This is a genomic window from Streptomyces sp. NPDC050738, assembly GCF_040654175.1.
Lineage (GTDB): Bacteria > Actinomycetota > Actinomycetes > Streptomycetales > Streptomycetaceae > Streptomyces.
On record NZ_JBFAHN010000005.1, the window covers coordinates 484,061 to 508,368 of the forward strand.

Consider the following 24,308-nt stretch of genomic DNA (forward strand, 5'->3'; position numbering starts at 1 on the left):
CTCAGCCCGCCACCGGGTCCAGCCGGACGCTGAGGTCGTTCTCGACGGTGTAGTACGGGACCGCCGTGGCACGCCCCTGGGCGTCGGCGGGACGGGCCGGGTAGACGTAGATGCCCTTGCGGTCCGCGATGTCGTCGAGGATGCGCGCGATGCGTACCGCCCCGCCGCCCTCGCCCGAGGGCAGCAGCCACAGGTCCCGGAACGTCTCCTTCACGATGCCCGCGGCGGCCAGCGGGGCGTACGGCAGCGTGAAGGCGAAGGCCCCGGACTCCCCGGTGACGGGCTCGCGGTGCACTTCGCCCGGCGTCCCGCGCAGCCGGGCCTCGACGACCGCGCCGGGGCCGAGCCCGGCCCCGTACAGCCGGCCCTCGACCGTCATCGCGCCCTGCACGAAGCCGATCTCGCCGACCTCGGCGTGCGGGGCGCGCAGCCAGCTGCGGACGGCCAGCGCGCCGCCCTTGGCCTGGTACGGGATACGGACCGCGACGGCCGCGGCCGGCGGCTCGGGGACGCGGTCGAGGAGCGTGCGCAGGTCCCTGATGCCGGATTCGACGCTCTGTTCGCCGTCGTCGCCGCAGTCGGCGAGGACGTCCCAGCGTCCCTGGGCGAGGCCGGTCGCCGTGGCCAGCACGGCGTGCGGGGCGAGTTCGAGACGGAGACGCTCGCCGGTCCTGCGGTTCTGGAGCACGAGGGCCGTGGCGCGGGTGTCGTCGACCACGAAGGTGATCGAACCGTCTGCGGCAGTAGTGCAGTCGGCGCGCGGCGCGGGAATGATCGTCATGAGGACTTGCCCTTCCGGAGCGCGGCACTTGCTCTGTAGCGGAGCCCGTACGCCCCGTCGAGAACCGTCGAGCGGGCGCGGTGCACGGAATCGCGCAGACCGCCGCGGCAATGCCCCGAACCCGCTCCGGCGACGAGCTCGGTGAAGAGCGACTCGTGCCGCTCGGCGATACGGGACGGGTCGAACCGCGCGGCGTTCTCCTGTGCCGACTGCCCCATCCTGCGCCGGAGTTCGTCGTCGTCGATCAGGGAGAGCAGCCCGCCGGCGATCGCGTCCACGTCGCCGACCGGTACGAGAAGGCCGTCGACACCGTCGGTGATGATCTCGCCGGGGCCGTGCGGGCAGTCGGTGGAGACGACGGGGAGCCCGGAGCGCATGGCCTCGACGATGGTCATGCCGAAGGACTCGAGGCGTGAGGTGACCGCGGCGACGGAGCCCTTGGTCCACTCGGGCTCGATGGGGTTGGCCGAGCCCATCAGGAACACGTGGTTGTAGAGGCCGAGTTCGTCGATGAGGGCGCGCAGGGCGTCCTTCTCGTTCCCGCTGGCGTCCCCGCTTCCGTAGATACGAAGGCGCCAGTCGGGGCGGGCGGCGACGACCTTGGCGAAGGCCCGCACGAGCAGGTCGTAGCGCTTGACGTCGGTGAGGCGGCCCGCCGCGATGACCCACTTGCCGGTGGAGTCGGCGGGCGGGAGCACCGGCGCGGGGACGCTGTTGGGGACGGCCTCGATCCGTACGCCGGGCAGCTTCAGCCGGGTGCGATACGCGCGCGCGTCGGCCTCGGTGACGGTGGTGACCGCATCGAGGAGCCGGTAGCGGTGGGCGATCTCGCGGCGCAGCCGGTAGCTGTGGCTGTCCAGGGTGAGGTGCTCCTGGCCGACGCGGACGGGACCCTGCCGGGTCTGCCGGGTGATCTGCACATTGAGCCCGGGCCGGGTGCCGACCACGACGTCCGCCCGCAGCGCCTTCAGGTGGGCGCCGATCCGGGCGTCGGTGAGGCGGCTGTACTGCGTGTGGCGCCCGTCCCCGCGCGGAAAGACCGTCGCCGGGCGGGCGTGCTCGGGAGCGTCCCCGTCGAAGGTCGCGCTCGTCTTGCGCATGTCGACGAGATGGCGCAGCGTCACGCCGGCGGGGGCGCCCAGGGCCGGCAGGTCGCGGTGGCGGAAGACGGAGACGATCTCGACGTCGTGCTGTTCGGCGAGAGTCTCGGCGAGATTGAACGTCGTACGGATCGTGCCGCCGATCCCGTACCCGTTGTGCAGCAGAAACGATATGTGCATGAGCCGGCCGATCCCCCTGGGTCTCCACACTGGTCCGCAGGCCTGCATGTGGTCGGCATGCCGGTCTGCTTGTGCGTCTGCTGTGAACTTTACTAGGGCCCGCTCCGGGCGGTCGTCACGGACGGTTCACGACGGTTCACGGACGATAGGGCAGCTGAGGCACGGTGAAACAGTTCGTGTCCATGGGGCCACTCCGGGTGACCCACCCGGTGCCGTCCCGCCAGCGGGCCACCGACAGACAGGTGCGCCGGGTCGCCGGGGGCCGCGCCAGCTGTTCGTAGCGCACGGGGAGCAGGAGCCCGCGGGCCGTATACGGCTCAGGGCGCCCGACGAAGCGCTCGACGCAGGCGCGGGTGAGGTCGGCGGCGCAGGAGCGGGCGGCATCCGTGAACCACATGGCGGCCGCCCAGCCCTCCAGCTGCCACTGGGAGAGCGGCTTGCCGTGCAGGGCGGCGCGGAAGGCGCGGACCTGGGGGTCGGTGGTCTCGTCGTAGTTGCGGCTGGAGCCGGTCACCCAGAGCGCGTTGCGGCAGTGCGGGGAGTCGCGGTAGTCCGCGGGGACGGAGTCGGTCCAGTTCTGGACGTTGGTGACCTTGGCGGTGACGCGGGCCCCGACCGCGTCCATCGCCTCGCACAGCTGGGCGTTGCCGTGCGTGTCCAGGGCGTCGAAGACCAGATCGGCGCCGCGCTCCCGCAGGTCGGCGGCGACCGCGCGGAAGTTGGGGAGCGCGAAGTCGACCTGCTCGGGGACCACTTCGTACCCCTCCTTGCGCAGTCCCTGGGTGATGAGCCTGGCGTACGCGGCGGACGCGGCCTGGTTGTAGGAGACGACAGCCGCGGTGCGGGCGCCCTGGGTCTGCTTGAAGTAGCGGTAGATCTCGGTGCCGCCGTAGAGCTCGCCGTCCCAGCCGGGGGTGCCGGTGCGGGGCGCCTGGCTGCCGTAGATCCCGTAGAGGTGCGGATAGGTGTCGTACGCGGGGCCGATGGGCTGTCCGCCGATGTCGGGAACGCCGGCCCGGGAGACCTGCGGTGCCCCGGCGTAGGCCAGCGCGGTCGTGGCGACCAGCGCGAAGACCTTCTTCTCCGCCACGAGTCGGTGCACGCACTCGGTGTTGCCGAGAGGGCTGCCGCCGTCGTCGCAGGTGAGGACCTCGACCGGGCGGCCCGCGATGCCGCCCTGCGCATCGACCTGCCGGAAATAGGCCTGTGCGCCGTCCCTCGTGCCGGTGAAGGCGGCTCCCCCGACGGGGCTGGTGATGCTGGTGATGATGCCGATACGCAAGGGAGCCGAGGCGGCCGTCGGCGAAGGGCCCTGCTCGAAGTCGCGCTCGGGCAAGCGGCTGCCGCAGGCGGCGCTCAGCAGGAGGAGCGCCGCCGCGAGAACCCGCTCAGCAGCCCGGTGCCGCCGCATTGCCGCTCAGGGCGACCAGCGCGCAGAGGGACTTGACCGAGACCTTCCAGGTCTGGTCCTGGAGGACCGAGGTGCCCTTGCTGTCCGGCAGCGCGGTCGCGTTGCCGACGAGCAGGTTGTACGTGACGTCGGCGGACGTCGCCGAGGTGAACTGCACGGCGGTGACCTTGGCCTTGGCCTGCGAGGCGTTCTTGTCACCGCTGAAGAGGGCGAGCAGGGGGCGCAGGGTGCTGCCGTTCTCGAGGACCTTGACCTTGTCCTCCGTGGACGTCGCGGGATCGAAGAAGACGGCCCAGTTCTTCTCGATCTGCTGCTTGGCGGCGGCCTGGTCGGCGGGAGCTCCGCCTGCGGGTGCGCTCGTGGCGGGAACTGTGGTGGCGGTGCCCGAACTGCTGGTGCTCGGCGGGGACTTGGACGGCGAGTTGTCCGAGCACCCGGCGAGCAGGAGTGCCGCGACGGCCACACCGAGTGCGGCGCGTGGGTACCTGAAGAGGTCCATAGGGGGCATAGTGCAAGGGATTGGCGTCCTTGCACAGACCTACGGGGGCCTGATGCGCACCTCCCGACTGCTCTGGGCGGGCCTTGCGGCCCTCGGCGGCGGCGTGCTGCTCTGCGCGGCCGGCTGGTACGGGGTCTCGGGCGAGCGCTTCACCGCACGCCAGGTCCCCTACCTCGCCTCCTGTACGGTGCCGGGCGCGGCGCTGATCGTGGCGGGCGCGGTGCTGCTCGCGCTCGCCGAGGTGTACGGGCTGCTGGTCGCCGATGACCCGACTCCCTTGCCCCCGGGGCCGGTTGAGGAAGGCGGCGTACTGCTGTGCCTGCCGGGCGGGACCCTGGCCCACCGGCCGGGCTGTCTGCTCGTCGCGGGCAAACCCGATGCGGTGCCGGTGGACGGCCGGGAGCTGGCGCCCTGCCCGGTGTGCGAACCCTGACGCCGTGGACTCCCTGACGTACGACCTCGTCCTGGCGGGACTGGCCGTCGGAAGTGCCGCCGCCCTCACGGGAATCGGCCTGATCGTCACCTACCGGGCGACGGGCGTGCTCAACCTCGCGCACGGTGCGATCGCGATGATCTGCGCCTTCCTGCTCCGGCAGCTGGCGGTGGGCTGGGGCTGGCCGCTGCCCCTCGCGGCCTGTCTGACCCTGCTGGTCGCCGCACCGGGCCTCGGGCTGCTGATGTCGCTCCTGGGCGGCGACCCCACGCGCGCGCTGGTCGCGTCGATCGGGGTCTTCGTGCTGCTGATCGGTGTCGCGGGTCTGGTCTGGGGTCCCGGGGCCCGGGCGGACGCACCGGCCCTGCTCCCCGACAACCCGTGGATCCAGCTCGCCGCGGTGGGCGTGCTGGCGGGCGCGGTGACGGCGGTGACGCGCTGGACCCGCTTCGGACAGGAGCTGCGGGCGGTGGTCGACAACCGCGCCCTGGCCGAGCTGGGCGGCATCGACGCGGGCCGGGTGGCGGCGGCGGGGTGGGCGTTCGGGTCGTTCACGGCAGGCCTGACGGGGGTGCTGCTGGCTCCGTACGTACGCCTGGACCCGTACGGTCTCCCGCTGCTGGTCATGGAGGTGATGGCGGTGGCGGTGGCGGCCCGGATGCGGAGCCTGCCGGTCGCGGTGGCCACGGCGCTCGCACTGGGAGTGGCCCAGGCCCAGCTGACGCGCCTGCACCCACCGGGCCGCCTCGACCCGCTGCTTCAGGCAGTGGGCTCGAACCTGTTCGTGGTAGCGCTGCTGATCGCGGCGCTGACGGTGCGATGGGGCGGGGCCGGGGAGCCAACTCCCTTACGTGCATGGCACATTGTCCGCGCCCGGACGAGGCACGGAGGCCCCCGTACTGTCCGCACACCACGCCTCTCGCCGACGGGGCCTCGGGAGGGGCCGCCCGTACCGGCTCCGGCGAAGCACCCTGGTCCACCGGCCGCGGAGAGCGGCGGCCCTGCGACCCGTACATCCCACGCACGTCCGACCACGGACGAGCCGGCCCGCCGGACAGCCGCCACCGGCCGGACCGGGCAAGCCCCCGCGCCGGAGGCCACGGACCGACGGACCACACCCCAGCCACCGGAACCCGACTCCATAGCCAAGCCGGAACGGCGAGCCGCCATGTCCGGACCGGAGCCGATGGTCGACCTCACGCCGCCCTCAAGGACCGAGAGCAGGGCCCGGCGCCCTGCCGCTGCGCAGAAGGCCCCCCATTCCCCACCGACCGCCGCCGAGCGGCCCACCACAACCGCCGAACCGAACCCGCACGCCACCAGGACAGGCCAGGCCCGGTCCGCCGACACCGCGCAACCGACGGTCGTCGCGGGCCCTGGCACCCCCTGTTCGACCACGGACGGCGCCACGCAAGCACCGGCACCGGGCGCCCCGGAACCATCGCCCTCACCCTCCGCAGCGACACGCCTCGCCCTCGCGCCGGGCGCTCGCCGGCGCCTTCGGGCCCTCCGAGCCCGGACCGCCCACACCGCCCGCGCCGGCCGGCCACCTGCGTCCCCGCGGATCCGGGACGCCCTCTGGGTGCCCGCCGGGGCGCTCCTGTCGTTCCCCCTCGTCTTCGGACCGCACGCCGCCCTCCCCGTTCCCGCGCTCGCCGTCGTCCTGCTCTCCCTCGTCGTCGTGACGGGCCGCAGTGGTCAACTCGCCCTGGGGCAGGCCGCGTACGCGGGTCTCGGCGCGCTCTTCACGGCCCGGCTCGGCGTCCGCCTGCCCGAGCTCGCCGCACTCGCCGCGGCCGTCGTCCTCGTGGCCCCGTTCGGCCTCCTCACCGGCTGGCCGGCGATCCGTCGGCGCGGTCTCGCGCTGGCCCTCACCACACTCGCCGTGGGGACCGCGGTGAGCCGCTTCGTCCTCGACCAGCCGTACGCGACGTCCGGCGTGACGCTTTCCCGGCCGGCCGGATTCACATCGGACCGCGCCTTCTACTCCCTCGAACTCGCCGTCCTCATCGGCGCGTTGCTCGCCGTAGCGGCGCTGCGCCGCGGCCGCTCGGGACGCGCGCTCGCAGCGATGCGCGACCACGAACAGGGCGCTGCGGCGTCCGGGGTCCCCGTGCCCCGCCTCAAGCTCCTGGCCTTCACCCTGGGCGCCGCCCTCGCGGCGCTCGGCGGCGGGCTGCTGTCGATGGGGGCGGGCGCCTTCGACCCGACGGCGTACGATCCGGTGCGCGGCCTCCTGTGGTTCGCGGCGCTGATGATCCTGGGCGCGGACATCCTGCTCGCCGCCCCGGCGGCAGCGGCGCTGCTCACCGCCCTGGACTCCGGGTCCCGCACCGGCCTGGCGGCCACCGCGGTCGGCGCCCTGGCCCTGCTGCTCACCCGTTTCCGCCCGGCCCTGCGCCCGCCCCGCCGCAGCCGCACGCTGACCCCGCTGGGCGAGCGCGCACGAGCCCGCCTGAGCCCCCCGGCGCAACCGGCACAGCCGACCCCGCCCGCCCCCACCCGGTCCCCGGCCCCCCGGATACGCGCCGTCACTCCCCCGGGCCCCCTGGTCGCCCACCAACTCCGTCTCTCCTACGGGGCGTTCACCGTCCTCGACGGCGTCGACATCACCGTCGAGCCCGGCCGCATCACGGCCCTGATCGGCTCCAACGGCGCCGGCAAGAGCACCCTGTTCCACTGCCTCTGCGGCACGCTCCGCCCCGCATCGGGCCGCGTCACCCTCGCAGGATCCGACATCACCCGCAGAAGCGCCCACGCGCGCACCCGGCTCGGCGTGGCCCGGACGTTCCAACAGCTCGCCGTCTTCTCCTCGTTGACGATCGCCGAGCAGGTACGGATCGGAGCCGAGCAGGGCCGGGTCCGCGACCCCGGCCGCACGGTCGATTCCGTACTGCGCCTCCTCGACCTGGACGGTCCGGTCCGAAACCGGCACACCGCCGGGCTCCCCACCGGCATCCTGCGCCGCGTGGAGCTCGCCAGAGCCCTGGCCGGACAGCCCTACGCCCTCCTCCTGGACGAGCCCGCCGCAGGCCTGGACGCCGACGAGGCCCGGGCCCTGGCAGCGACGCTCGCCGCCCTCGCCGCGCACGGCACGGCCGTACTCGTCGTCGAGCACGACCTCGACCTGGTCGCCGGGATCGCCGACCGGGTGCACACCATGGAGGCGGGACGGATCACCCCATGAACGTCGAGATCGAACTGCGCGACGCCCGCGTGCACTACGGCCCTCTCGAAGCCCTGCACGGAGTGCACCTCCCCGCCCCGGCAGGCGCCGTCACCGTCCTGCTCGGCCGCAACGGCTCCGGCCGTACGACCGCCCTGCGCGCCCTCGCCGGAACCGTGCCCCTCACCTCGGGCCGCGTCCTGCGCCGCGGCGAGGACATCACCCGCACCCCCGCCCATCTCCGCGCCCGCCGCGGCCTGTGCTCCGTACCGGACCAGCAGGCGGTCCACCCCACCCTCACGGTCGCCGAGAACCTCCGGCTGGCGGCCGCGAAAGGGGATGTCACCCCGGCCCTGACCGTCTATCCGGCCCTGCGCCCGCTTCTCGCCCGCCGCGCCGGCACCCTCTCCGGAGGCGAGCAGCGCATGCTCGCCCTCTCCCGCGCGGTCCTGGCGCACGCCCGGGTCGTGCTGGTGGACGAACCCGCCCTCGGCATGTCGCCGCCGGTCGCGGCGGCCACGTACACGATACTCACCGCTCTCGCCGCCCGCTCGGCGGCCGTGGTGATCGCGGAACAGAGACTGCCGCCCGGCCTGGACGGCCGGACGGCAGCAGCGGTGACGGTGGTGGTGCATCAACTCCGGCGCGGAGCCGTGGTGTTCAGCGGCGAGCCTGCTGAGATCCCGGCGGAATGACCAGCAGCGTCCCGACGTTCAGCCGGTCCGGGTGGGAGCCGATCATCTGGGCGTTGGCCCGGTAGAGCGCCTGCCAGCCGCCCTTGATCCCGTACTTGCGGGCGATCGAGGTGAGCGTCTCTCCGGACCGCACCGTGTGGATGCGTCCTTCGAGCCGGTACTTCTTGGAGCAGACGGGCCAGGCCTCCCAGCCCTGGTCGGCCAGCACCCGCTGCGCGACCGCGATCTGTTCGGCGCGGGTGGCGAGGTCGGCGCGCGGGGCGTACGCGAGGCCGCCGTGCTCCTCCCAGGTGGGCTGCCAGAACTGCAGCCCGCCGTAGTAGGCGTTGCCGGTGTTCACGTCCCAGCGGCCGCTGCTCTCACACTCGGCGAGGCAGCTCCAGGGCCACTGAGTGGCTGCGCAGCCGTACGGGCCGAAGCCCGCGTCGGTGGCGCGCGATCCGGGGGCGGGCGGGGGCGGGGCCGCGGCCTGCGCGCCGATCGGCACGAGGGCGAGCAGGAGGGCCAGCAGTGCGGCGGGCCACAGACGGGAACGGGGGCTATGCATCGGGTCACGCTAAGCAGCGGCGGAGCCTGCGGCGATCATGCCGCGCGGTGCGGAGGGAGGTCCCACCCGGTCGGGTGACCGGGTGGGACCTCCCCGCTTGCTCGGAGTGTCAGAGTGCGAGCCGCTGGCCGGGCAGGATGAGGTCCGGATCACTGCCGATGACGGCCTTGTTGGCGGCGTAGAGCGCACCCCAGGTGGTGCCGTGGACGGCGGCGATGGCACTCAGGGTGTCGCCGCTCCTGACCTTGTACGTGCCGTTTCCGCGGTCCGGCGTCGTTGCCGGGGCGGACGGGGTGGTGGACGGCGCGGACCTGGTGGTCACGGGCGCCTCGGGCGCCTTGACGACCTTCGGCGCCTTGGCGGCCTTGTGGACCTTGGCCGCCTTATGGGCCTTGTGGGCCTTGGGCGTACCCGAGGCCGGCGCGCTTCCGTACGCCCCCGCCCTCGCGGAACAGGTGGGCCAGGCCCCCCAGCCCTGGGCCCGCTGCACCTTGGTGGCGACGGCGATCTGCTCGGCACGGCTGGCCCGGTCGGCGGTGGACGCGTACGCCCCGCCGCCGTGCGCCCGCCACGTACCGGCGGAGAACTGCAGTCCGCCGTAGTAGCCGTTGCCGGTGTTGATGTGCCAGTTGCCGCCGCTCTCGCACTTGGCGATGCGGTCCCACACCCCGGTGTCCGCCGCCTGTGCCTGTCCGGCGGTGGCGGCGAGCAGTGCCAGCGGCGCCACCAGGGTGACCGCTACGAGCGCTGCTTTCTCACGACTGCGTATGGAACTGGAACATTCGGACATGGATTCCCTCTCGCAGGACCCGGGTCCGGCCGCCGGCTGCGGTCGCCCCAGGGGTGCTCGGTGCACACGGCGATGGAATCTATGGAGGGCGGGCCGGTGGTATCAACCAATTGCTTGTCATTCCAGGCCAGTTGACCGTTACCCGGAGTATCAGCGAATTTCGGCCGCCCACTTGATTCGGAGATTTCGTCATTTGTCGACCTGCGAACGAAGTGATCTGTGACCCACCTCACCCCTTCAACTTCCATGCACTCAGCATGAGTTGACAGGGAGTGAGAGATTCCGGCGGCCCTCTCACGGTGTGCTGAGGATGGTTCGATTCCGTTCGCCTTTGCGCGTGACCCCGGACACAGATCATCCGTTGTTCTCTTTATGAGCCGGGAACTGCCCGGCCCACGAACCGAGTTCGAGGAGCCACCCGTGCCGCGCATGCTCGACGTCAGCCAGGACGTACGCGCCGAGATCGGCGATGAAGAGGCCGACCTGCTGCTCGCCGGCGAGAACGCCGCGGGCAGCTACGACTGCACCTCCTGTCGCACCCCAGGCGACTCCGACCAGGAGCGCACCAGCACGGTGCTGTTCGTCGGCGACGAGACCGCCGTGCTCGCCTTCGCCCACGCGACCTGCATCCCGTCCCAGGTGGTCCAGGTCTCCGAGGACCAGCTCCAGGGCGCCGTACGGTCGATCACCGGCGACAGCGACACGGCTTCTTCGGCCCCCGAGCAGGCCGTCCTCGGCATCACCAGCGGTCTTGTCCTCGTCGAGGGCGAGCTCCGGCCGGCGCTGGTCGTCGAGCCGACCGGCCCGATCGCCCGCCCCGGCTCCATCGCCGGCGTCGACGAATTCCTTCCGCTCCTCATCGAGCAGGGGTTCCAGCCGGCGGGCGACGTGAACCGCCCGCCCGCCCCGCTCGCGGGCTGGTCCGTACTCCTCGCCATGGGCCAGCTGCACGCGATCCTCCAGCCGGGCACCGGCGGCGGCAGCCCGGTCTCCTGGTGGCAGGCCCATCAGCCGCTCCAGGTCACCGACGCCTGGCGCGCGGCGGCGAACAAGTCGCACACGGTCCTGCTGTTCGCGGCCCCCGCAGGATCGATCGGCCAGCAGCCCCGCGAGGACCTGCTCCGCGGCGCCCTGGAAAAGGCCGCGGCGGGCGGCTACCTGGTCGCGGCGGCGCTCCCGCTGGCCGGCACCTGATCCGCACCCCGCTCACGCCCCGCGCACCCCGCTCGCACCCCTGCCGATCAGCGATTTCTTCGCCGAGCCCGCATCCGACCGGCGATGGTGTCGTTGGCAGATACGTGCACTCATACGACTCCAGCCGCCAGCCGTATCAGAACCAGATCCCAGCGATGCGCCCGTCCCAGGACCCATCGCACGCCCCGTCCCCCACCCCGATCTACGACGCCCTGTACTCCGAGTACCTCAGATCCTTCCGGGCGCTCCCGGGCGACCGCAGCGGTGAGGAGAACCTGGGGTTCACGGCCTTCGGCAACGGAGCCCACCCCGGAGGCCGCACCGGCCACTACCCGGGGCACACCGGGTCCTGGCACACGCCCGGTCACACACCCGGACACACAACAGGGCGGCAGCACACCGGGAACCATCTCCCGGCAGCGCTGCCGCCCGGCCCCCGAAGGGGGCTGTAGGTCCGCTGGGGCCTACTTGTTCCGCCCGCGCTTCTCGCGCACCCGCACGGAAATGTGGATCGGGGTGCCCTCGAAGCCGAACTCCTCGCGCAGCCGACGCTCGACGAAGCGCCGGTAGCCGGCCTCCAGGAACCCCGAGGCGAAGAGGACGAAACGCGGCGGCTTGGTGCCCGCCTGCGTACCGAAGAGGATGCGCGGCTGCTTGCCACCGCGGACCGGGTGCGGGTGCGAGGCGACGATCTCGCCGAGGAAGGCGTTGAGCCGGCCGGTCGGCACGCGCGTCTCCCAGCCCGCGATGGCCGTCTCGATCGCCGGGACCAGCTTTTCCATGTGGCGGCCGGTGAGCGCGGAGACGTTCACCCGCGGCGCCCAGGCGATCTGCCCGAATTCGGTCTCGATCTCGCGCTCGAGGTAGTAGCGGCGCTCCTCGTCGAGCGTGTCCCACTTGTTGTACGCGATGACGAGCGCGCGCCCCGCCTCCACGGCCATCGTCACGATGCGCTGGTCCTGCACGCTGATGGACTCGCTGGTGTCAATCAGTACGACCGCGACCTCGGCCTTCTCCAGGGCGGCGGCGGTACGCAGCGAGGCGTAGTAGTCCGCACCCTCCTGGAGGTGCACCTTGCGGCGGATGCCCGCGGTGTCGATGAACTTCCAGGTGATGCCGCCGAGGGTGATCAGCTCGTCGACCGGGTCGCGGGTGGTGCCGGCCTGCTCGTTGACGACGACACGGTCCTCCTTCGCGACCTGGTTCAGCAGCGAGGACTTGCCGACGTTGGGGCGCCCGATGAGGGCGATACGGCGCGGCCCGCCGATCGCGGTGCCGAAGGTCTGCGCGGGTGCCTCCGGCAGCGCTTCGAGGACGGCGTCGAGCATGTCGCCCGTACCGCGGCCGTGCAGCGAGGAGACGGGGTGCGGCAGGCCGAGACCGAGCGACCACAGGGCGGTGGCGTCCGCCTCGCCGCTCAGGCCGTCGACCTTGTTGGCGCAGAGCACGACGGGCTTGCCCGCCTTGCGGAGCAGCCTGACGACGGCCTCGTCGGTGTCGGTGGCGCCGACTGTGGAGTCGACGACGAAGACCACGGCGTCGGCGGTCTCGATGGCGTACTCGGCCTGGGCGGCGACGGAGGCGTCGAGCCCCAGCACGTCCTGCTCCCAGCCGCCGGTGTCGACGACCATGAAGCGGCGGCCCGCCCACTCGGCCTCGTACCGCACCCGGTCGCGGGTGACGCCCGGCTTGTCCTGGACGACGGCTTCACGGCGGCCGATGATGCGGTTCACCAGGGTCGACTTGCCCACGTTCGGACGGCCGACGACGGCGAGGACGGGAAGCGGCGGTCCGACCGCTTCGTCGATCGCGCCTTCGACGTCCGAGACGTCGAAGCCCTCTTCCGCGGCGAGCTCCATGAACTCTGCATACTCGGGATCCAGCTGGTCGTTCATGAAGTCCGTTCCTCTGTGTTGCTCATCATCGGTGGCCCGTGATCCCACAGCCCACTACTCAAGTTCAAGTCTCGCTCAGCGCCCGGTGAGGCGCCTGGCGCTGTCCAGGTGGGCGGTCAGCCGCGCCTGGATCCGTACGGTGGCCTCGTCCAAGGCCTTGCGCGTACGCCGTCCGCTTCCGTCTCCCGCGTCGAAGGCGTCACCGAAGACGACATCGACGCGGCTGCGCAGCGGCGGCAGCCCACCTATCAACCGGCCGCGGCGCTCCGTACTTCCCAGCACCGCCACCGGCACGATCGGCGCCCCGCCGCGTACCGCGAAGTACGCGAGCCCGGCGCGCAGTGAGGCGAAGTCTCCTTCGCCCCTGGTGCCCTCGGGGAAAATCCCCAGCACCCCTCCATCATCCAGCACTCCGAGCGCATCGCCGATCGCATTGCGGTCCACGCTCGTCCGGTCCACCTTGACCTGACCGATTCCGCGCAGAAACGGATCGAGCGGCCCCACGAACGCTTCCTTCTTGATCAGGAAGCGCACCGGCCTCGGAGCGGTCCCCATCACCATGGGACCGTCGATGTTGTGCGAGTGGTTGACGGCGAGAATCACGGGGCCACTCGCCGGAACCCGCCAGGAGCCGAGCACCCGGGGCTTCCACAACCCGTACATGAGCCCGATGCCGATGGACCGGCCGACCGCCGCACCGCGCTGGGCGCCAGCGGTCACTTGGCTGCCCGCTTCTCCTCGATGAGGGTGACGACACACTCGATGACCTGGTCAAGGGTCAGATCCGTGGTGTCCACCTCGACCGCGTCGTCCGCCTTGGCGAGCGGCGAGGTCTTACGGCTGGAGTCGGCCGCGTCCCGCTTGACGAGCGCCTCCCGGGTGGCCGCGACATCGGCTCCCTTGACCTCGCCGCTGCGCCGGGCGGCGCGTGCCTCGGGCGAGGCCGTCAGGAAGATCTTGAGGTCGGCTGCGGGCAGCACCGTGGTGCCGATGTCCCGCCCCTCGACGACGATGCCCAGCTCGGCGCCCGCGGCGGTGGCCCGCTGCAGCTCGGTGATGAGCGCACGCACCTCGGGGACCGCGCTGACCGCGCTGACCTTGGAGGTGACCTCCTGCGTACGGATCGGCCCGGAGGCGTCCTGTCCGTCTACCGTGATGGTCGGGGCGGACGGGTCGGTGCCGGACTCGATGGAGGGCTTGGCCGAGGCGTCGGCCACGGCGGCGGCGTCGTCGACGTCGATGCCGTTGTTCAGCATCCACCAGGTGATGGCGCGGTACTGGGCGCCGGTGTCCAGGTAACTGAGGCCGAGCTTGGCGGCGACGGCCTTGGAGGTGCTGGACTTGCCCGTGCCGGAGGGGCCGTCGATGGCGACGATCACTGCTGCCGGAGCGGTCCGGGCGGCGGTTTCCACGGTGACGGACACCTTCCTGGTTCACGGGAAAAGACATCAGGGCGCAGAAGTGCCCCGCACCAGGTTACCGGCCGCCCGGGCACCCTGGTTACGCCGCCCGTGCCACGGCCCTACTGCCGCAGCGCCCAGCCCCGCTCCCGCAGCGACGCCGAGAGCCCCGGCACCGCCCCCGGCTCGACCATGAGCTGGACCAGACCCGCCTGCTGCCCGGTCGCGTGCTCGATCCGTACGTCCTCGATGTTGACCCCGGCCCGGCCCGCATCGGCGAAGATCCGGGCGAGCTCGCCCGGCTGGTCGCTGATGAGCACCGCCACGATCTCGTACGTCGCCGGGGCCGCACCGTGTTTGCCCGGCACCCGCACCCGCCCCGCGTTGCCCCGCCGCAGTACGTCCTCGATGCCTTCGGCGCCGCCCCGCCGCTTCTCCTCGTCCGAGGACTGCAGCGCGCGCAGGGCCAGGACGGTCTCGTCCAGGTCGGCGGCGACCCCGGCCAGCACATCGGCCACGGGCCCCGGGTTGGCGGACAGGATCTCCACCCACATCCGCGGGTCGGACGCGGCGATCCGGGTCACGTCCCTGATGCCCTGGCCGCACAGCCGTACCGCGGTGTCGTCCGCCTCCTCGAGACGGGCCGCGACCATGGAGGAGATCAGCTGCGGGGTGTGGGAGACCAGCGCCACGGCCCGGTCGTGCGCGTCGGCGTCCATGACGACCGGCACGGCACGGCAGAGCGCGACCAGCTCCAGGGCCAGGTTGAGGACCTCGGTGTCGGTGTCCCTGGTCGGCGTGAGCACCCAGGGCCGCCCCTCGAAGAGGTCGGCGGTCGCGGCCAGCGGACCCGAGCGCTCCTTGCCCGACATCGGGTGCGTGCCGATGTACGCGGTGAGGTCGCAGCCCAGCGCCTCCAGCTCGCGCCGCGGACCGCCCTTGACACTCGCGACGTCTATGTAGGCGCGCGCCGCCCCGCGCCCCATCGCGTCGGCCAGGCTCCTGGCCACGTGTGCGGGCGGTACGGCGACGATCGCCAGGTCCACGCGCCCCTCGGGCGGATCGTCCGTACCGGCCCCGAGGGCTGCGGCCGTACGCGCCTGCCCGGGATCGTGGTCGACGAGGTGGACCGTGACGCCCCGGCTCGCGAGAGCGAGCGCGGCGGAGGTGCCGATCAGGCCGGTGCCGATGACGAGGGCGGTTCTCACTGGGCGATGTCCTTGCGCAGGGCGCCCGCGGCACCGAGGTAGACGTGGGCGATCTCCGACCTGGGCAGGTACGTCTCCACGTGCGCCAGGACCCGTACGACCCTGGGCATGGCGCCCGTGATGTCGAGCTCCTGGGCGCAGATCAGCGGTACGTCCACGATGCCGAGCTTGCGGGCGGCAGCCGCCGGGAAGTCGCTGTGCAGGTCAGGGGTGGCCGTGAACCAGATGCTGATCAGGTCGTCGGCGACAAGCCCGTTGCGCTCGAGGACGGCGGTGAGCAGCTCGCTGACCTGCTCGTCCATGTGTCCGGCGTCGTCCCGCTCCAGCTGGACGGCTCCGCGGACCGCTCGTACCGCCACGTGATGCTCCTTGATCGCAAAAGGTTCGGCTGCTCAGGTTCGGCTGCTCCGTCAAGAGTAGTCAGCCGCACCGGCACACCACTGCGGCGACCGCCCTCCGAGACACGTCCCGGGAGCAGCCGCCGCGGTGGTGCAGCAGCGTCAGAGCTGCTGCTGCTTGATGAGGTCCTCCATGGAGCCGCCGTGCGGGACCTCGCCCCCCGGGGTCAGCTTGTCGACCGCCTGCGGAAGCGACTGGGCGATCTGGTCGGCCGCCTGCTGCGTGGAGACGCCCGCCTCGTCGGCGACTTTCTGCAGGGTCTCGTCCGGCAGCGCCTGGGCGATCTGCTCGCCGCTGACCTGCTTGTTGTCGCCGCCGCCGACCCAGGACTGCGCCTGGTCCATCAGCCCGGACTTAGTCAGCATCCCCATCAGACCTTCGAGGGGGTTGCTCCCGCTGCTGCCACCCTTGCCGCTGAACGCGCCGAGCAGCGAGCCGAGGATGTCTCCGGCTCCGCCGCCGGCCGCGGTTCCCCCTTCGGCGCTCTTGCCGCCGCCGCCCAGGAGGCCGCCGAGCAGACTGCCGAGGTCATTTCCCGCCATGGTTCTGCCTTTCGAGGAAGGACAGCCGGGTCCGCGGTACGCGGAATGCCCGACACCAGTACCAGACAATCTGGCGTAAACATCCCTATGCCGCCACTTGGGCGACACAGACCTGTTCGCGCTATGGACGCCGGGGGTCCAGGTCCGCTCTCATGGTGGTTCTGCACCACTCGGCGCCTCGGGGGAGGCCTTCCATGAAGCGTTCAGGACCCCTGTTCACACTCCTCGCCGGCCTGCTCCTGGCCCTCGTGATGCTGTCGCTGAACGCCGCGACGGGGAAGGGCACGTCCTCGTACGGAAACAGCCCGGCCCCAGCGCCCAGCGCCGTGCCGAACACGGAGAAGCCCTCTCCCGCCGCGACCACCGCGGCGCCGAAACCGTCGCGGACCGCGACCCCGCCGCCGGACGCCTCGTACGCGGGCCGCACCAAGGACGACAAGGCCTCCGTCGCCATCTCGCTCAAGGGCGGCAAAGCCATCGCGTACTTCTGCGACGGCCGCACCAAGGAGGCCTGGCTGAAGGGCGACGTCAAGGATGACGGCACCATGCGGCTGACCGGCAGCGACGGCGCGAAGCTCGACGGCACCCTGCGCGGGAACAAGGTCGACGGCACGGTCACCGTCCGCAAGCAGGCCTGGCAGTTCACCGCGGCGAAGGCGGTCAAGCCCTCCGGTCTCTACCGCGCCACCACCGAGGTGCGCGGCGCGAAGATCGACGGCGGCTGGATCGTCCTGCAGGACGGCCGTCAGGTCGGCATCGTCGACAGCGACGGCGAGCCCGCTGCCGCACCCCCGATCGACCCGCAGACCGGCGCCGTGACCGTGAACGGCACCGAGATCACCGCTGCCCCCGCCGTCCCCTGAGTGCAGGGAGTGAGTACGCCATGAGCGTCGACCCCAACGCCCCCACCGCCTCGTTCCCCGCCCAGCCGGACGGCCACGCCCGCCCTGGCGCCGCCCGCTACCTGGTGCCCGCGCTCGTGGCCGCGGCGGTCGCCGTCGGACTCGGTGTGTACGGCAAGGAGCACGACCCCGCGGGCACCGCCTTCAACATCGCGGGCTTCAACAGCACGGGCGCGGTCAAGTCCTGGCTGGCCACCACCGCCGTCGCCTTCGCGCTCGTCCAGCTCCTCTCGGCACTGGCGATGTACGGCCGGCTGCCGGGCCTGGGCGGCACCACCTGGACCGCACCCCTGCACCGCTGGTCGGGCAGGATCGCCTTCCTGCTGGCGGTGCCCGTCGCGGTCCACTGCCTCTATGCGCTGGGCTACCAGACGTACAACACCCGCGTGATGTGGCATTCGCTCCTCGGCTGCTTCTTCTTCGGTGCGTTCAGCGCCAAAATGCTGCTGCTCCGTGCCCAGCGGCTGCCCGGCTGGCTGATCCCGGTCGTCGGCGGCCTCGTCCTCGTCGTGCTCACCGTCATCTGGCTGACCTCGGCGCTCTGGTTCTTCCGTACGTTCGGAGTCACGACATGAGCAGCCCGACGAGCCGCCGCACCGTCCTCGCGACGGGCGCCGCACTGGCGGCCCTGGCGGGCTGCACGAAGTACGGGGACGAGTCGCCGCAGCCGGAGGCCCCGCCCACGTCCGACGCGGGCAGCGCGAAGCCTTCCGGGGGCGGCGGTGGCGGTGGCGGTGCTCCGGAGCTGGCCAAGACCTCCGCGATCCCGGTCGGCGGCGGAAAGATCTTCGCCGACAAGAAGGTCGTGGTCACCCAGCCCGAAGCGGGCGACTTCAAGGCCTTCTCCGCGGTCTGCACCCACCAGGGCTGTACGGTCAGCAGCGTCTCGGGCGGCACCATCAACTGCCCCTGCCACGGCTCCAAATACCGCATCGCGGACGCGTCGGTGGCGGGCGGCCCGGCACCCCGCCCGCTCGCCCCCCAGGCGATAAAAGTCACCGGCGATTCGATCACCCTGGCGTAACGTCCCGGTCCATGCACGTCACTCCCGAAGAGCTGGTACGCGACCACACCGTCTACTCCTGCGTGATGGGCTCACGCGCCTTCGGCCTGGCCACCGACACCAGCGACACGGACCGCCGGGGCGTCTTCCTCGCCCCCACACCCCTGTTCTGGCACTTCGACAAGCCGGTCACCCACGTCGACGGCCCGGCCGAGGAGCAGTTCTCCTGGGAGCTGGAGCGCTTCTGCGAACTCGCCCTGCGCGCCAACCCCAACATCCTGGAGTGCCTGCATTCCCCGCTCGTCGACCACATCACCACAACGGGCCGCGAACTCCTCGCGCTGCGCGGCGCGTTCCTCTCCCGCGAAGTGCACCGGACGTTCGCGAACTACGCGTTCGGCCAGCGCAAGAAGCTGGACGCGGACGTACGACTGCACGGCGCCCCGCGCTGGAAGCACGCGATGCACCTGCTGCGCCTCCTCGCAGCCTGCCGCGACCTGCTCCGCACGGGCGAGCTGGTGATCGACGTGGGCGAGGACCGCGAGTCCCTGCTGGCGGTCAAACGAGGCGAGGTCTCGTGGCCGGAGTTCGAGACCCGGATGACCCGCCTGGCCGAGGAGTGCGACCGCGCGGCGGCCACGACCCCGCTCCCGGCGGCCCCGGACCGTGCGCGAGTGGAGGAGTTCCTGTACCGGGTCCGCCGCGCCTCAGCGCTGGAGTCGGGTCCGTACGACGAAATCGTGCAGGGCGTCGTGCGCTGAGGCTGTTTCCGGCAGCGCGGACGCGGCCTGCGCCTCGTCGAGGACACCGTGCAGTGCCTCGACGTCGGCCCGCACCCGCCCCGTTTCGACCGGCGCTCTCCCGTGCTCGGCCTCGGCCTTCACCGCGATCAGCTCCGCCAGATACGCCGGCCCCTCGTCCACCTCCCGCGCCAGCGCGCGCAGATCCGCCTGCACCTCGCCGCTGCGCATCAGGTGGATACCGGTGAGCAGCACCCGGAAGGTGTACAGCAACGGCTTGAGTTCGCCGGTCTTCTCGAAGAGCCGCCACTGTGTGGTGGCGAAGCCCCGGTAGTGGTGAGCGTGGTTGCTGGTCAGCACCCCGGGCACGAGGGCGATCAGCTCGGCGTGCGCGTCCGACGCGTGCACGACGAGCGGGGAGAGCAGCTGCTCCAGCACGTAGCCGTTGCGCTTGAGCATCAGCCTCACGAACTTCCGCAGGTCGTGCGTGACGAGATCCATTTCGACACCCTCGCGGTCCCACATGAGCGACCGGGTCTCCTCCGGTTCCCGCAGCCCCACCAGGGCCTCCACGGGCAGCAGATGGACGCCGCGCAGGTCCACGTCGGAGTCCTGCGAGGGGAAGCCGTACAGGTGTGCGCCGGAGACGGTCGCGAAGAGCAGCGGATCAGGCTGCTCCGTGACCACGTCGCCCAGGTCGAGACCGGATATGTCCATCATGGATCAAGCATCCCAGAGCGCCCCCAGCGTCAGCAGCTCGCTCCGGTACTCGATGCGCTCCTCCCACTCCTGAGGCCAGGCCCGCGCCCCCAGATGCGCCCCCGCAAAGGCCCCCGTAAGACAGGCGATCGAGTCGGAGTCCCCCTCCGTGCACGCCGCCCGGCGCAAAGCCAGCACAGGCTCATCGGGAAAGAGCAGGAAGCACAGCAGCCCGGTGGCCAGCGCCTCCTCCGCGATCCACCCCTCCCCCGTCTCCAGGCACGGATCCGTCTCCGGGGACGGCGACCGCATCGCCTTGACGACCCGGTCGAGCGCGGTGAGGCAGTCGTCCCAGCCCCGGGAGATGAAGGCCTCGGGCGACGGGTCCTGGGAGTGCCGCCACAGCTCCCCCAGCCAGCGCGCGTTGTAGTGGCTGCGGTTCTCGAAGGCGTACGAGCGGAGCTGGCCGACCAGCCCCGTCGGATCGGCACCGTGCGCCAGCAGATAGACCGCCCGCGCCGTCAGGTCACTCGCGGCCAGCGCCGTCGGATGCCCATGCGTGAGCGCCGCCTGCAACTGCGCCGCCCCCGCCCGCTGTTCCACGCTCAGCCCCGGCACGAGACCCACCGGCGCGACCCGCATATTGGCCCCGCACCCCTTGGACCCGATCTGGCTGGCCTCCTGCCAGGGCATGTCACTGTCCAGAAGGCCACAGGCCTTCAGACAGGTCCGCCCCGGCGCCCGGTTGTTCTCCGGCGAGTGGTACCAGTTCACGAACTCCTCGCGCACCGGCCGCGCCATCCGCAGCGGCGCCAGCAGCCCCCGGTCCATGGCGGTGCGCATCCCACGCCCCAGCGCCAGCGTCATCTGGGTGTCGTCGCTGACGATCGCGGGCTTGATCAGCTCCATCTCGCGCCACGGCCCGCACTTGGCGAGGATCTGGGGGACGGTGTTGAACTCGGTCGGGAAGCCGAGGGCGTCCCCGAGCGCGAGGCCGATCAGCGATCCGGTGGCCGCCCATTTCGTACTCATGCCAGTGCTCATGCCGTCCGTCCTTCGGGGCGCAGAAGAGGTGGGTGGAGGGCGGTGGCCGGCCCCGCCCGATAGAGCGAGGCCGGCTTCCCCCGTCCCCCGGTGAGGCGCGAGGCCCCGGCGACCGGCTCGACGAAGCCGGGTGTGGCCAGGACCTTGCGCCGGAAGTTGGGCCGGTCCAGGACGGTGCCCCAGACGGTCTCGTACACCTGCTGAAGCTCGCCCAGCGTGAAAGCGGGCGGGCAGAAGGTCGTGGCGAGGCAGCTGTACTCGATCTTGGCGCCGATCCGCTCGTGCGCGTCGGCAACGATCTGCCCGTGGTCGAAGGCGAGTTCACCCGGCGCGCCCGCGGCCACCCACTCCGCGTGCGCCGCGTCGCCACCCCCGTGCGGTTCCGGAAGATCGGGCACGAGCGCGGTGTACGCCACCGACACGACCCGCATCCTGGGGTCGCGGTCGGGTCCGCTGTAGGTGCGCAGCTGCTCCAGGTGGAGCGCGTCCACAACTGCCTCCGACAGCCCGGTCTCTTCGGCCAGTTCGCGCCGGGCGGCCTCCTCGGCGGACTCCCTCGGCAGTACGAATCCCCCGGGCAGCGCCCAGGATCCGGCGTACGGCTCCTGCCCGCGCCGGATCAGCAGCACATGCAACTGCCCGTCCCGCACGGTGAAGACGGCAAGGTCGACGGTCACGGCAAAGGGTTCGAAGGCATAAGGGTCGTAGTCCTTCGCCGGGTTGGTCATCTGCACGCCTCCGCTTTAATGGTCACTCTGACTATAAAGCGGGAAGCGGAGCCCGACAAGCAAAAAACCCGGTCCCCGCGAAAACGCGGGAACCGGGTCACGAAGCGTGACAGGCGACGCCTACATGCCGACTTCCTTCATCAGCATGCCGACCTCGGTGTTCGTCAGACGGCGCAGCCAGCCGGACTTCTGGTCTCCGAGACCGATCGGTCCGAAGGAGACACGCACCAGCTTCTCGACCGGGAAGCCGGCCTCGGCCAGCATCCGGCGGACGATGTGCTTGCGGCCCTCGTGGAGGGTCACCTCGACCAGGTAGTTCTTGCCGGTGTTCTCGACGACGCGGAAGTGGTCGGCGCGGGCGTACCCGTCCTCCAGCTCGATGCCGTCCTTGAGCCGCTTGCCCAGGTCGCGCGGGAGCGGTCCCTGGATCGCCGCGAGGTAGACCTTCTTCACGCCGTACCGCGGGTGCGTCAGCCGGTGGGCCAGCTCGCCGTGGTTGGTGAGGAGGATGATGCCCTCGGTCTCGGTGTCCAGACGCCCCACGTGGAAGAGGCGGGTCTCCCGGTTGTTGACGTAGTCGCCGAGGTTCTGGCGTCCGTCCGGGTCCTCCATGGAGGAGACGACACCGGCCGGCTTGTTCAGTGCGAAGAAGAGGTACGACTGGGTGGCGACGGTCAGGCCGTCCACCTTGATCTCGTCCTTGGGCAGGACACGGCGGCCCTGCTCCATGACGATCTCGCCGTTGATCTCCACGCGCGCCTGGTCGATGAGCTCCTCGCAGGCACGCCGCGAACCCATGCCCGCGCGGGCGAGGACCTTCTGCAGGCGCTCGCCCTCCTCCTCCGCGCCGGGGTGGGTCTTGGGGGTCTTGACCTGCGGCGGCCGGTTCTCGTACCTGTCCCGGTTGCGCTGCTCGATCTTGGCGTCGAGCTCGCGCGACTGGGCCTGGCCGATCCGCTGCCCGTGCGGACCACGGCGCACGGGAGTGCCGCCCTGCGGGCTCTTGGGACCGCCCTTGGCACCGCCGCGCGCCGAGGCGCCGCGGCCGGACTTCGCGCCGCCCTGGCGTCCCTGGCCCGCACCGGGGGCGTCGTTGCCGACGTCGTAGCGGCGCTCCTCGGGGCGGGGCTTGCGCGGGCGCTCCTCCTGCTTGTCCCCGCGCGGACCGGGTCGCTGGTCTCCGCGCTGGTCGCCTCGCGCACCCTGGGACTTCGGCCGGGGGGACTGTGACCTGCCGCCCGCACCCCGGTTGTCCCGGTTGCCGCTACCGCTGTTCCTGTCGTTGCTTCGCATCAAAATTCCGTCTTGTCGTCGTCTGCGTCGGTGTCCGGACCGTCCGGTGCATCCGGATCGAACGACGGCACACCCTCTTGTGTCTCGGCCTCGATCGCATCCGCCTCGGGGAGGAAGGGTGCGAGCTCCGGGAGCTCGTCCAGGCCTCGCAGGCCCATCCGCTCCAGAAAGTAGTTCGTCGTCCTGTACAGGATCGCACCTGTTTCGGGTTCCGCGCCCACTTCCTCGACCAGGCCCCTCTGCAGGAGGGTCCGCATGACCCCGTCACAGTTGACTCCGCGTACCGCCGAGACCCGCGACCTGCTGACCGGCTGGCGGTACGCGACGACGGCCAGGGTCTCCAGCGCCGCCTGGGTGAGACGGGCCTGCTGACCGTCGAGCACGAAGCCCTCCACGGCCTCCGCGTACTGCGCCCGGCTGTAGAACCGCCATCCCCCGGCCACCAGCCGCAGCTCGAAGCCCCGCCCCTGGACGGTGTACTCGTCGGCAAGGGCCCGCAGGGCGTCGGCCACGGCCCGCCGGGGCCGCTGCAGGATCTTCGCGAGGTGCTCCTCGGTGGCCGGCTCGTCCACGACCATCAGTACGGCCTCCAGCGCGGGCCTGAGCTCGAGCGCGGCCACACCGCTCACCGCACTGTCCGTCTCGGTGCTCATACCGCTCCCTCTTTCCGCTCGCTGTTGCGGTCGGGCACCTCGGGGGCCCGGTCGAACTCGTCCGTCACCACCGGCTCCGCCGCACCGTCGCCGCCGGTCCAGCGCACGAGCAGCTCGCCCAGTGCCGTCTCCTGGTCGAGGGTGACGGCCTTCTCGCGGTACAGCTCCAGGAGCGCCAGGAACCGTGCGACGACGGTGAGTGTGTCGTCGGTGTCGGCCACCAGATCCTGGAAACTCGCCTCGCCCAGCTCCCGCAGCCGCGCCATGACGATCCCGGCCTGCTCCTGCACACTCACCAGCGGCGCATGGATGTGGTCGATGTACACCTGAGGCTTGGCCCTGGGCTGCATCGCCTTCACGGCCAGCTTCGCGAAGCCCTCGGCGCCGATGCTGATGACGACCTCGGGCAGCAGCTCCGCCAGATGTGCCTCGAGCCCCACGGTCCGCGGATACCGCCGGGCCTCCGACTCGAGACGCCCGCTGAAGATGTCCGCGATCTTCTTGTACGCGCGGTACTGCAGCAGCCGCGCGAAGAGCAGGTCCCGCGCCTCCAGGAGCGCCAGGTCGGCCTCGTCCTCGACCTCGGCTGCCGGCAGCAGCCGGGCGGCCTTGAGATCGAGCAGGGTGGCCGCGACCACCAGGAACTCGGTCATCTGATCGAGGTCCCAGTCGCTGCCCATGGCCCTGATGTGGACCATGAACTCGTCGGTGACCTTGGAGAGCGCCACCTCGGTCACATCGAGCTTGTGCTTGGAGATCAGCTGCAGCAGCAGATCGAAGGGGCCCTCGAAGTTGGCCAGCCGCACCTTGAACCGCCCGTCGTCGGGCTCAGGGGCGGGTTCGGGCTCCGGCCCAGGCCCAGGCTCCGGCGCATCAAGAACAGCGGGAGGCGGCGCTGCGGAGATCTCCGTCTCCGGGCCCGCCGCAGCCCCGGGACCGCGCCCCAGGGAGCGGCGGCGGGGCTGCGCGGGTTCGTCGGTCGTCGGAGGCATCGCGGTCCAGGGTA

27 protein-coding genes are annotated in these 24,308 nt (G+C 71.7%); 9 read left to right on the plus strand and 18 right to left on the minus strand.

Annotated features, from left to right (window positions below):
* Position 1 precedes the first annotated feature (1 nt).
* From AB0H78_RS16640 to AB0H78_RS16655, 4 genes are all read right to left on the minus strand, one after another.
* Positions 2 to 781 carry a hypothetical protein gene (locus tag AB0H78_RS16640; RefSeq protein ID WP_363235099.1) on the minus strand — a complete coding sequence of 260 codons (780 nt, stop codon included), beginning with the start codon at positions 779 to 781 and terminating at the stop codon, positions 2 to 4.
* Positions 778 to 2,061: a glycosyltransferase family 4 protein gene (locus tag AB0H78_RS16645; protein ID WP_363235100.1), complete on the minus strand. Its 1,284-nt coding sequence runs from the start codon at positions 2,059 to 2,061 to the stop codon at positions 778 to 780. Before AB0H78_RS16645 ends, AB0H78_RS16640 begins: the two co-directional genes overlap by 4 nt.
* Before the next feature lie 136 nt (positions 2,062 to 2,197).
* Entirely contained in the window at positions 2,198 to 3,472 is a 1,275-nt protein-coding gene (locus AB0H78_RS16650) for an ABC transporter substrate-binding protein (protein WP_363235101.1), read from the minus strand.
* Positions 3,450 to 3,971, minus strand: coding sequence for a hypothetical protein (locus AB0H78_RS16655; RefSeq protein WP_363235102.1), 522 nt, complete (start codon positions 3,969 to 3,971; stop codon positions 3,450 to 3,452). Before AB0H78_RS16655 ends, AB0H78_RS16650 begins: the two co-directional genes overlap by 23 nt.
* A gap of 52 nt (positions 3,972 to 4,023) precedes the next feature.
* On the opposite strand from AB0H78_RS16655, the gene AB0H78_RS16660 reads away from it, so the two are divergent.
* The 3 genes from AB0H78_RS16660 to AB0H78_RS16670 are packed head-to-tail and all read left to right on the plus strand — an operon-like array spanning position 4,024 to position 8,265.
* Entirely contained in the window at positions 4,024 to 4,404 is a 381-nt protein-coding gene (locus AB0H78_RS16660; protein ID WP_363235103.1) for a hypothetical protein, read from the plus strand.
* Positions 4,405 to 4,408: 4 nt separating this feature from the next.
* On the plus strand, positions 4,409 to 7,591 hold the full coding sequence (locus tag AB0H78_RS16665) for an ATP-binding cassette domain-containing protein (RefSeq protein WP_363235104.1): 3,183 nt from the start codon (positions 4,409 to 4,411) through the stop codon (positions 7,589 to 7,591).
* Positions 7,588 to 8,265 carry an ATP-binding cassette domain-containing protein gene (locus AB0H78_RS16670; RefSeq protein ID WP_363235105.1) on the plus strand — a complete coding sequence of 226 codons (678 nt, stop codon included), beginning with the start codon at positions 7,588 to 7,590 and terminating at the stop codon, positions 8,263 to 8,265. The genes AB0H78_RS16665 and AB0H78_RS16670 overlap by 4 nt, the downstream gene beginning before the upstream one ends.
* Here the strand turns inward: AB0H78_RS16670 and AB0H78_RS16675 are convergent.
* Complete coding sequence (locus tag AB0H78_RS16675; protein ID WP_363235106.1) at positions 8,231 to 8,812, minus strand: transglycosylase family protein; 582 nt, start codon at positions 8,810 to 8,812, stop codon at positions 8,231 to 8,233. The genes AB0H78_RS16670 and AB0H78_RS16675 overlap by 35 nt on opposite strands.
* Positions 8,813 to 8,921: 109 nt before the next feature.
* On the minus strand, positions 8,922 to 9,602 hold the full coding sequence (locus tag AB0H78_RS16680; protein WP_363235107.1) for a transglycosylase family protein: 681 nt from the start codon (positions 9,600 to 9,602) through the stop codon (positions 8,922 to 8,924).
* A gap of 420 nt (positions 9,603 to 10,022) precedes the next feature.
* On the opposite strand from AB0H78_RS16680, the gene AB0H78_RS16685 reads away from it, so the two are divergent.
* Positions 10,023 to 10,796: a hypothetical protein gene (locus AB0H78_RS16685; protein ID WP_363235108.1), complete on the plus strand. Its 774-nt coding sequence runs from the start codon at positions 10,023 to 10,025 to the stop codon at positions 10,794 to 10,796.
* 104 nt (positions 10,797 to 10,900) lie between these two features.
* Complete coding sequence (locus AB0H78_RS16690; RefSeq protein ID WP_363235109.1) at positions 10,901 to 11,248, plus strand: hypothetical protein; 348 nt, start codon at positions 10,901 to 10,903, stop codon at positions 11,246 to 11,248.
* A gap of 12 nt (positions 11,249 to 11,260) precedes the next feature.
* Here the strand turns inward: AB0H78_RS16690 and der are convergent, their stop codons facing one another.
* From der to AB0H78_RS16720, 6 genes are all read right to left on the minus strand, one after another.
* Positions 11,261 to 12,691 carry a ribosome biogenesis GTPase Der gene (der, locus tag AB0H78_RS16695; protein WP_363235110.1) on the minus strand — a complete coding sequence of 477 codons (1,431 nt, stop codon included), beginning with the start codon at positions 12,689 to 12,691 and terminating at the stop codon, positions 11,261 to 11,263.
* A 75-nt stretch (positions 12,692 to 12,766) separates the two neighbouring features.
* A complete protein-coding gene (locus tag AB0H78_RS16700; RefSeq protein WP_363235166.1) occupies positions 12,767 to 13,354 on the minus strand; it encodes a lysophospholipid acyltransferase family protein in 588 nt (195 codons plus the stop codon).
* A 53-nt stretch (positions 13,355 to 13,407) separates the two neighbouring features.
* Positions 13,408 to 14,115, minus strand: a complete 708-nt coding sequence (cmk, locus tag AB0H78_RS16705) for a (d)CMP kinase (protein WP_363235111.1) — start codon at positions 14,113 to 14,115, stop codon at positions 13,408 to 13,410.
* Between the two features lie 98 nt (positions 14,116 to 14,213).
* Positions 14,214 to 15,299, minus strand: a complete 1,086-nt coding sequence (locus AB0H78_RS16710; protein ID WP_363235112.1) for a prephenate dehydrogenase — start codon at positions 15,297 to 15,299, stop codon at positions 14,214 to 14,216.
* Complete coding sequence (aroH, locus tag AB0H78_RS16715) at positions 15,296 to 15,658, minus strand: chorismate mutase (protein ID WP_363235113.1); 363 nt, start codon at positions 15,656 to 15,658, stop codon at positions 15,296 to 15,298. The genes AB0H78_RS16710 and aroH overlap by 4 nt, the downstream gene beginning before the upstream one ends.
* A gap of 141 nt (positions 15,659 to 15,799) precedes the next feature.
* Positions 15,800 to 16,240, minus strand: a complete 441-nt coding sequence (locus AB0H78_RS16720) for a YidB family protein (RefSeq protein ID WP_363235114.1) — start codon at positions 16,238 to 16,240, stop codon at positions 15,800 to 15,802.
* A gap of 194 nt (positions 16,241 to 16,434) precedes the next feature.
* Between AB0H78_RS16720 and AB0H78_RS16725 the strand changes: the two genes are divergently transcribed.
* The 4 genes from AB0H78_RS16725 to AB0H78_RS16740 are packed head-to-tail and all read left to right on the plus strand — an operon-like array spanning position 16,435 to position 18,906.
* A complete protein-coding gene (locus AB0H78_RS16725; protein WP_363235115.1) occupies positions 16,435 to 17,103 on the plus strand; it encodes a hypothetical protein in 669 nt (222 codons plus the stop codon).
* 20 nt (positions 17,104 to 17,123) lie between these two features.
* Positions 17,124 to 17,717 (plus strand): DUF6529 family protein, encoded by a 594-nt coding sequence (locus AB0H78_RS16730; protein ID WP_363235116.1) that lies wholly within the window; start codon positions 17,124 to 17,126, stop codon positions 17,715 to 17,717.
* On the plus strand, positions 17,714 to 18,166 hold the full coding sequence (locus AB0H78_RS16735; protein ID WP_363235117.1) for a Rieske (2Fe-2S) protein: 453 nt from the start codon (positions 17,714 to 17,716) through the stop codon (positions 18,164 to 18,166). Before AB0H78_RS16730 ends, AB0H78_RS16735 begins: the two co-directional genes overlap by 4 nt.
* Before the next feature lie 11 nt (positions 18,167 to 18,177).
* A complete protein-coding gene (locus tag AB0H78_RS16740) occupies positions 18,178 to 18,906 on the plus strand; it encodes a nucleotidyltransferase domain-containing protein (RefSeq protein WP_363235118.1) in 729 nt (242 codons plus the stop codon).
* Here AB0H78_RS16740 and AB0H78_RS16745 read toward each other — a convergent pair.
* The 6 genes from AB0H78_RS16745 to AB0H78_RS16770 form a co-directional block, all read right to left on the minus strand.
* A complete protein-coding gene (locus tag AB0H78_RS16745; protein WP_363235119.1) occupies positions 18,853 to 19,605 on the minus strand; it encodes a nucleotidyltransferase domain-containing protein in 753 nt (250 codons plus the stop codon). The two genes, AB0H78_RS16740 and AB0H78_RS16745, sit on opposite strands and share 54 nt — an antisense overlap.
* A gap of 3 nt (positions 19,606 to 19,608) precedes the next feature.
* The gene (locus tag AB0H78_RS16750) at positions 19,609 to 20,628 is read right to left on the minus strand and encodes an ADP-ribosylglycohydrolase family protein (RefSeq protein ID WP_363235120.1); all 1,020 of its coding nucleotides are present in this window, start codon (positions 20,626 to 20,628) and stop codon (positions 19,609 to 19,611) included.
* Complete coding sequence (locus tag AB0H78_RS16755) at positions 20,625 to 21,356, minus strand: NUDIX domain-containing protein (protein WP_363235121.1); 732 nt, start codon at positions 21,354 to 21,356, stop codon at positions 20,625 to 20,627. Before AB0H78_RS16755 ends, AB0H78_RS16750 begins: the two co-directional genes overlap by 4 nt.
* A 120-nt stretch (positions 21,357 to 21,476) precedes the next feature.
* Entirely contained in the window at positions 21,477 to 22,649 is a 1,173-nt protein-coding gene (locus AB0H78_RS16760) for a pseudouridine synthase (RefSeq protein ID WP_363235122.1), read from the minus strand.
* Complete coding sequence (gene scpB, locus AB0H78_RS16765) at positions 22,649 to 23,302, minus strand: SMC-Scp complex subunit ScpB (protein WP_363235123.1); 654 nt, start codon at positions 23,300 to 23,302, stop codon at positions 22,649 to 22,651. The genes AB0H78_RS16760 and scpB overlap by 1 nt, the downstream gene beginning before the upstream one ends.
* Positions 23,299 to 24,294, minus strand: a complete 996-nt coding sequence (locus tag AB0H78_RS16770) for a segregation/condensation protein A (protein WP_363235124.1) — start codon at positions 24,292 to 24,294, stop codon at positions 23,299 to 23,301. The genes scpB and AB0H78_RS16770 overlap by 4 nt, the downstream gene beginning before the upstream one ends.
* Positions 24,295 to 24,308: the final 14 nt, after the last annotated feature.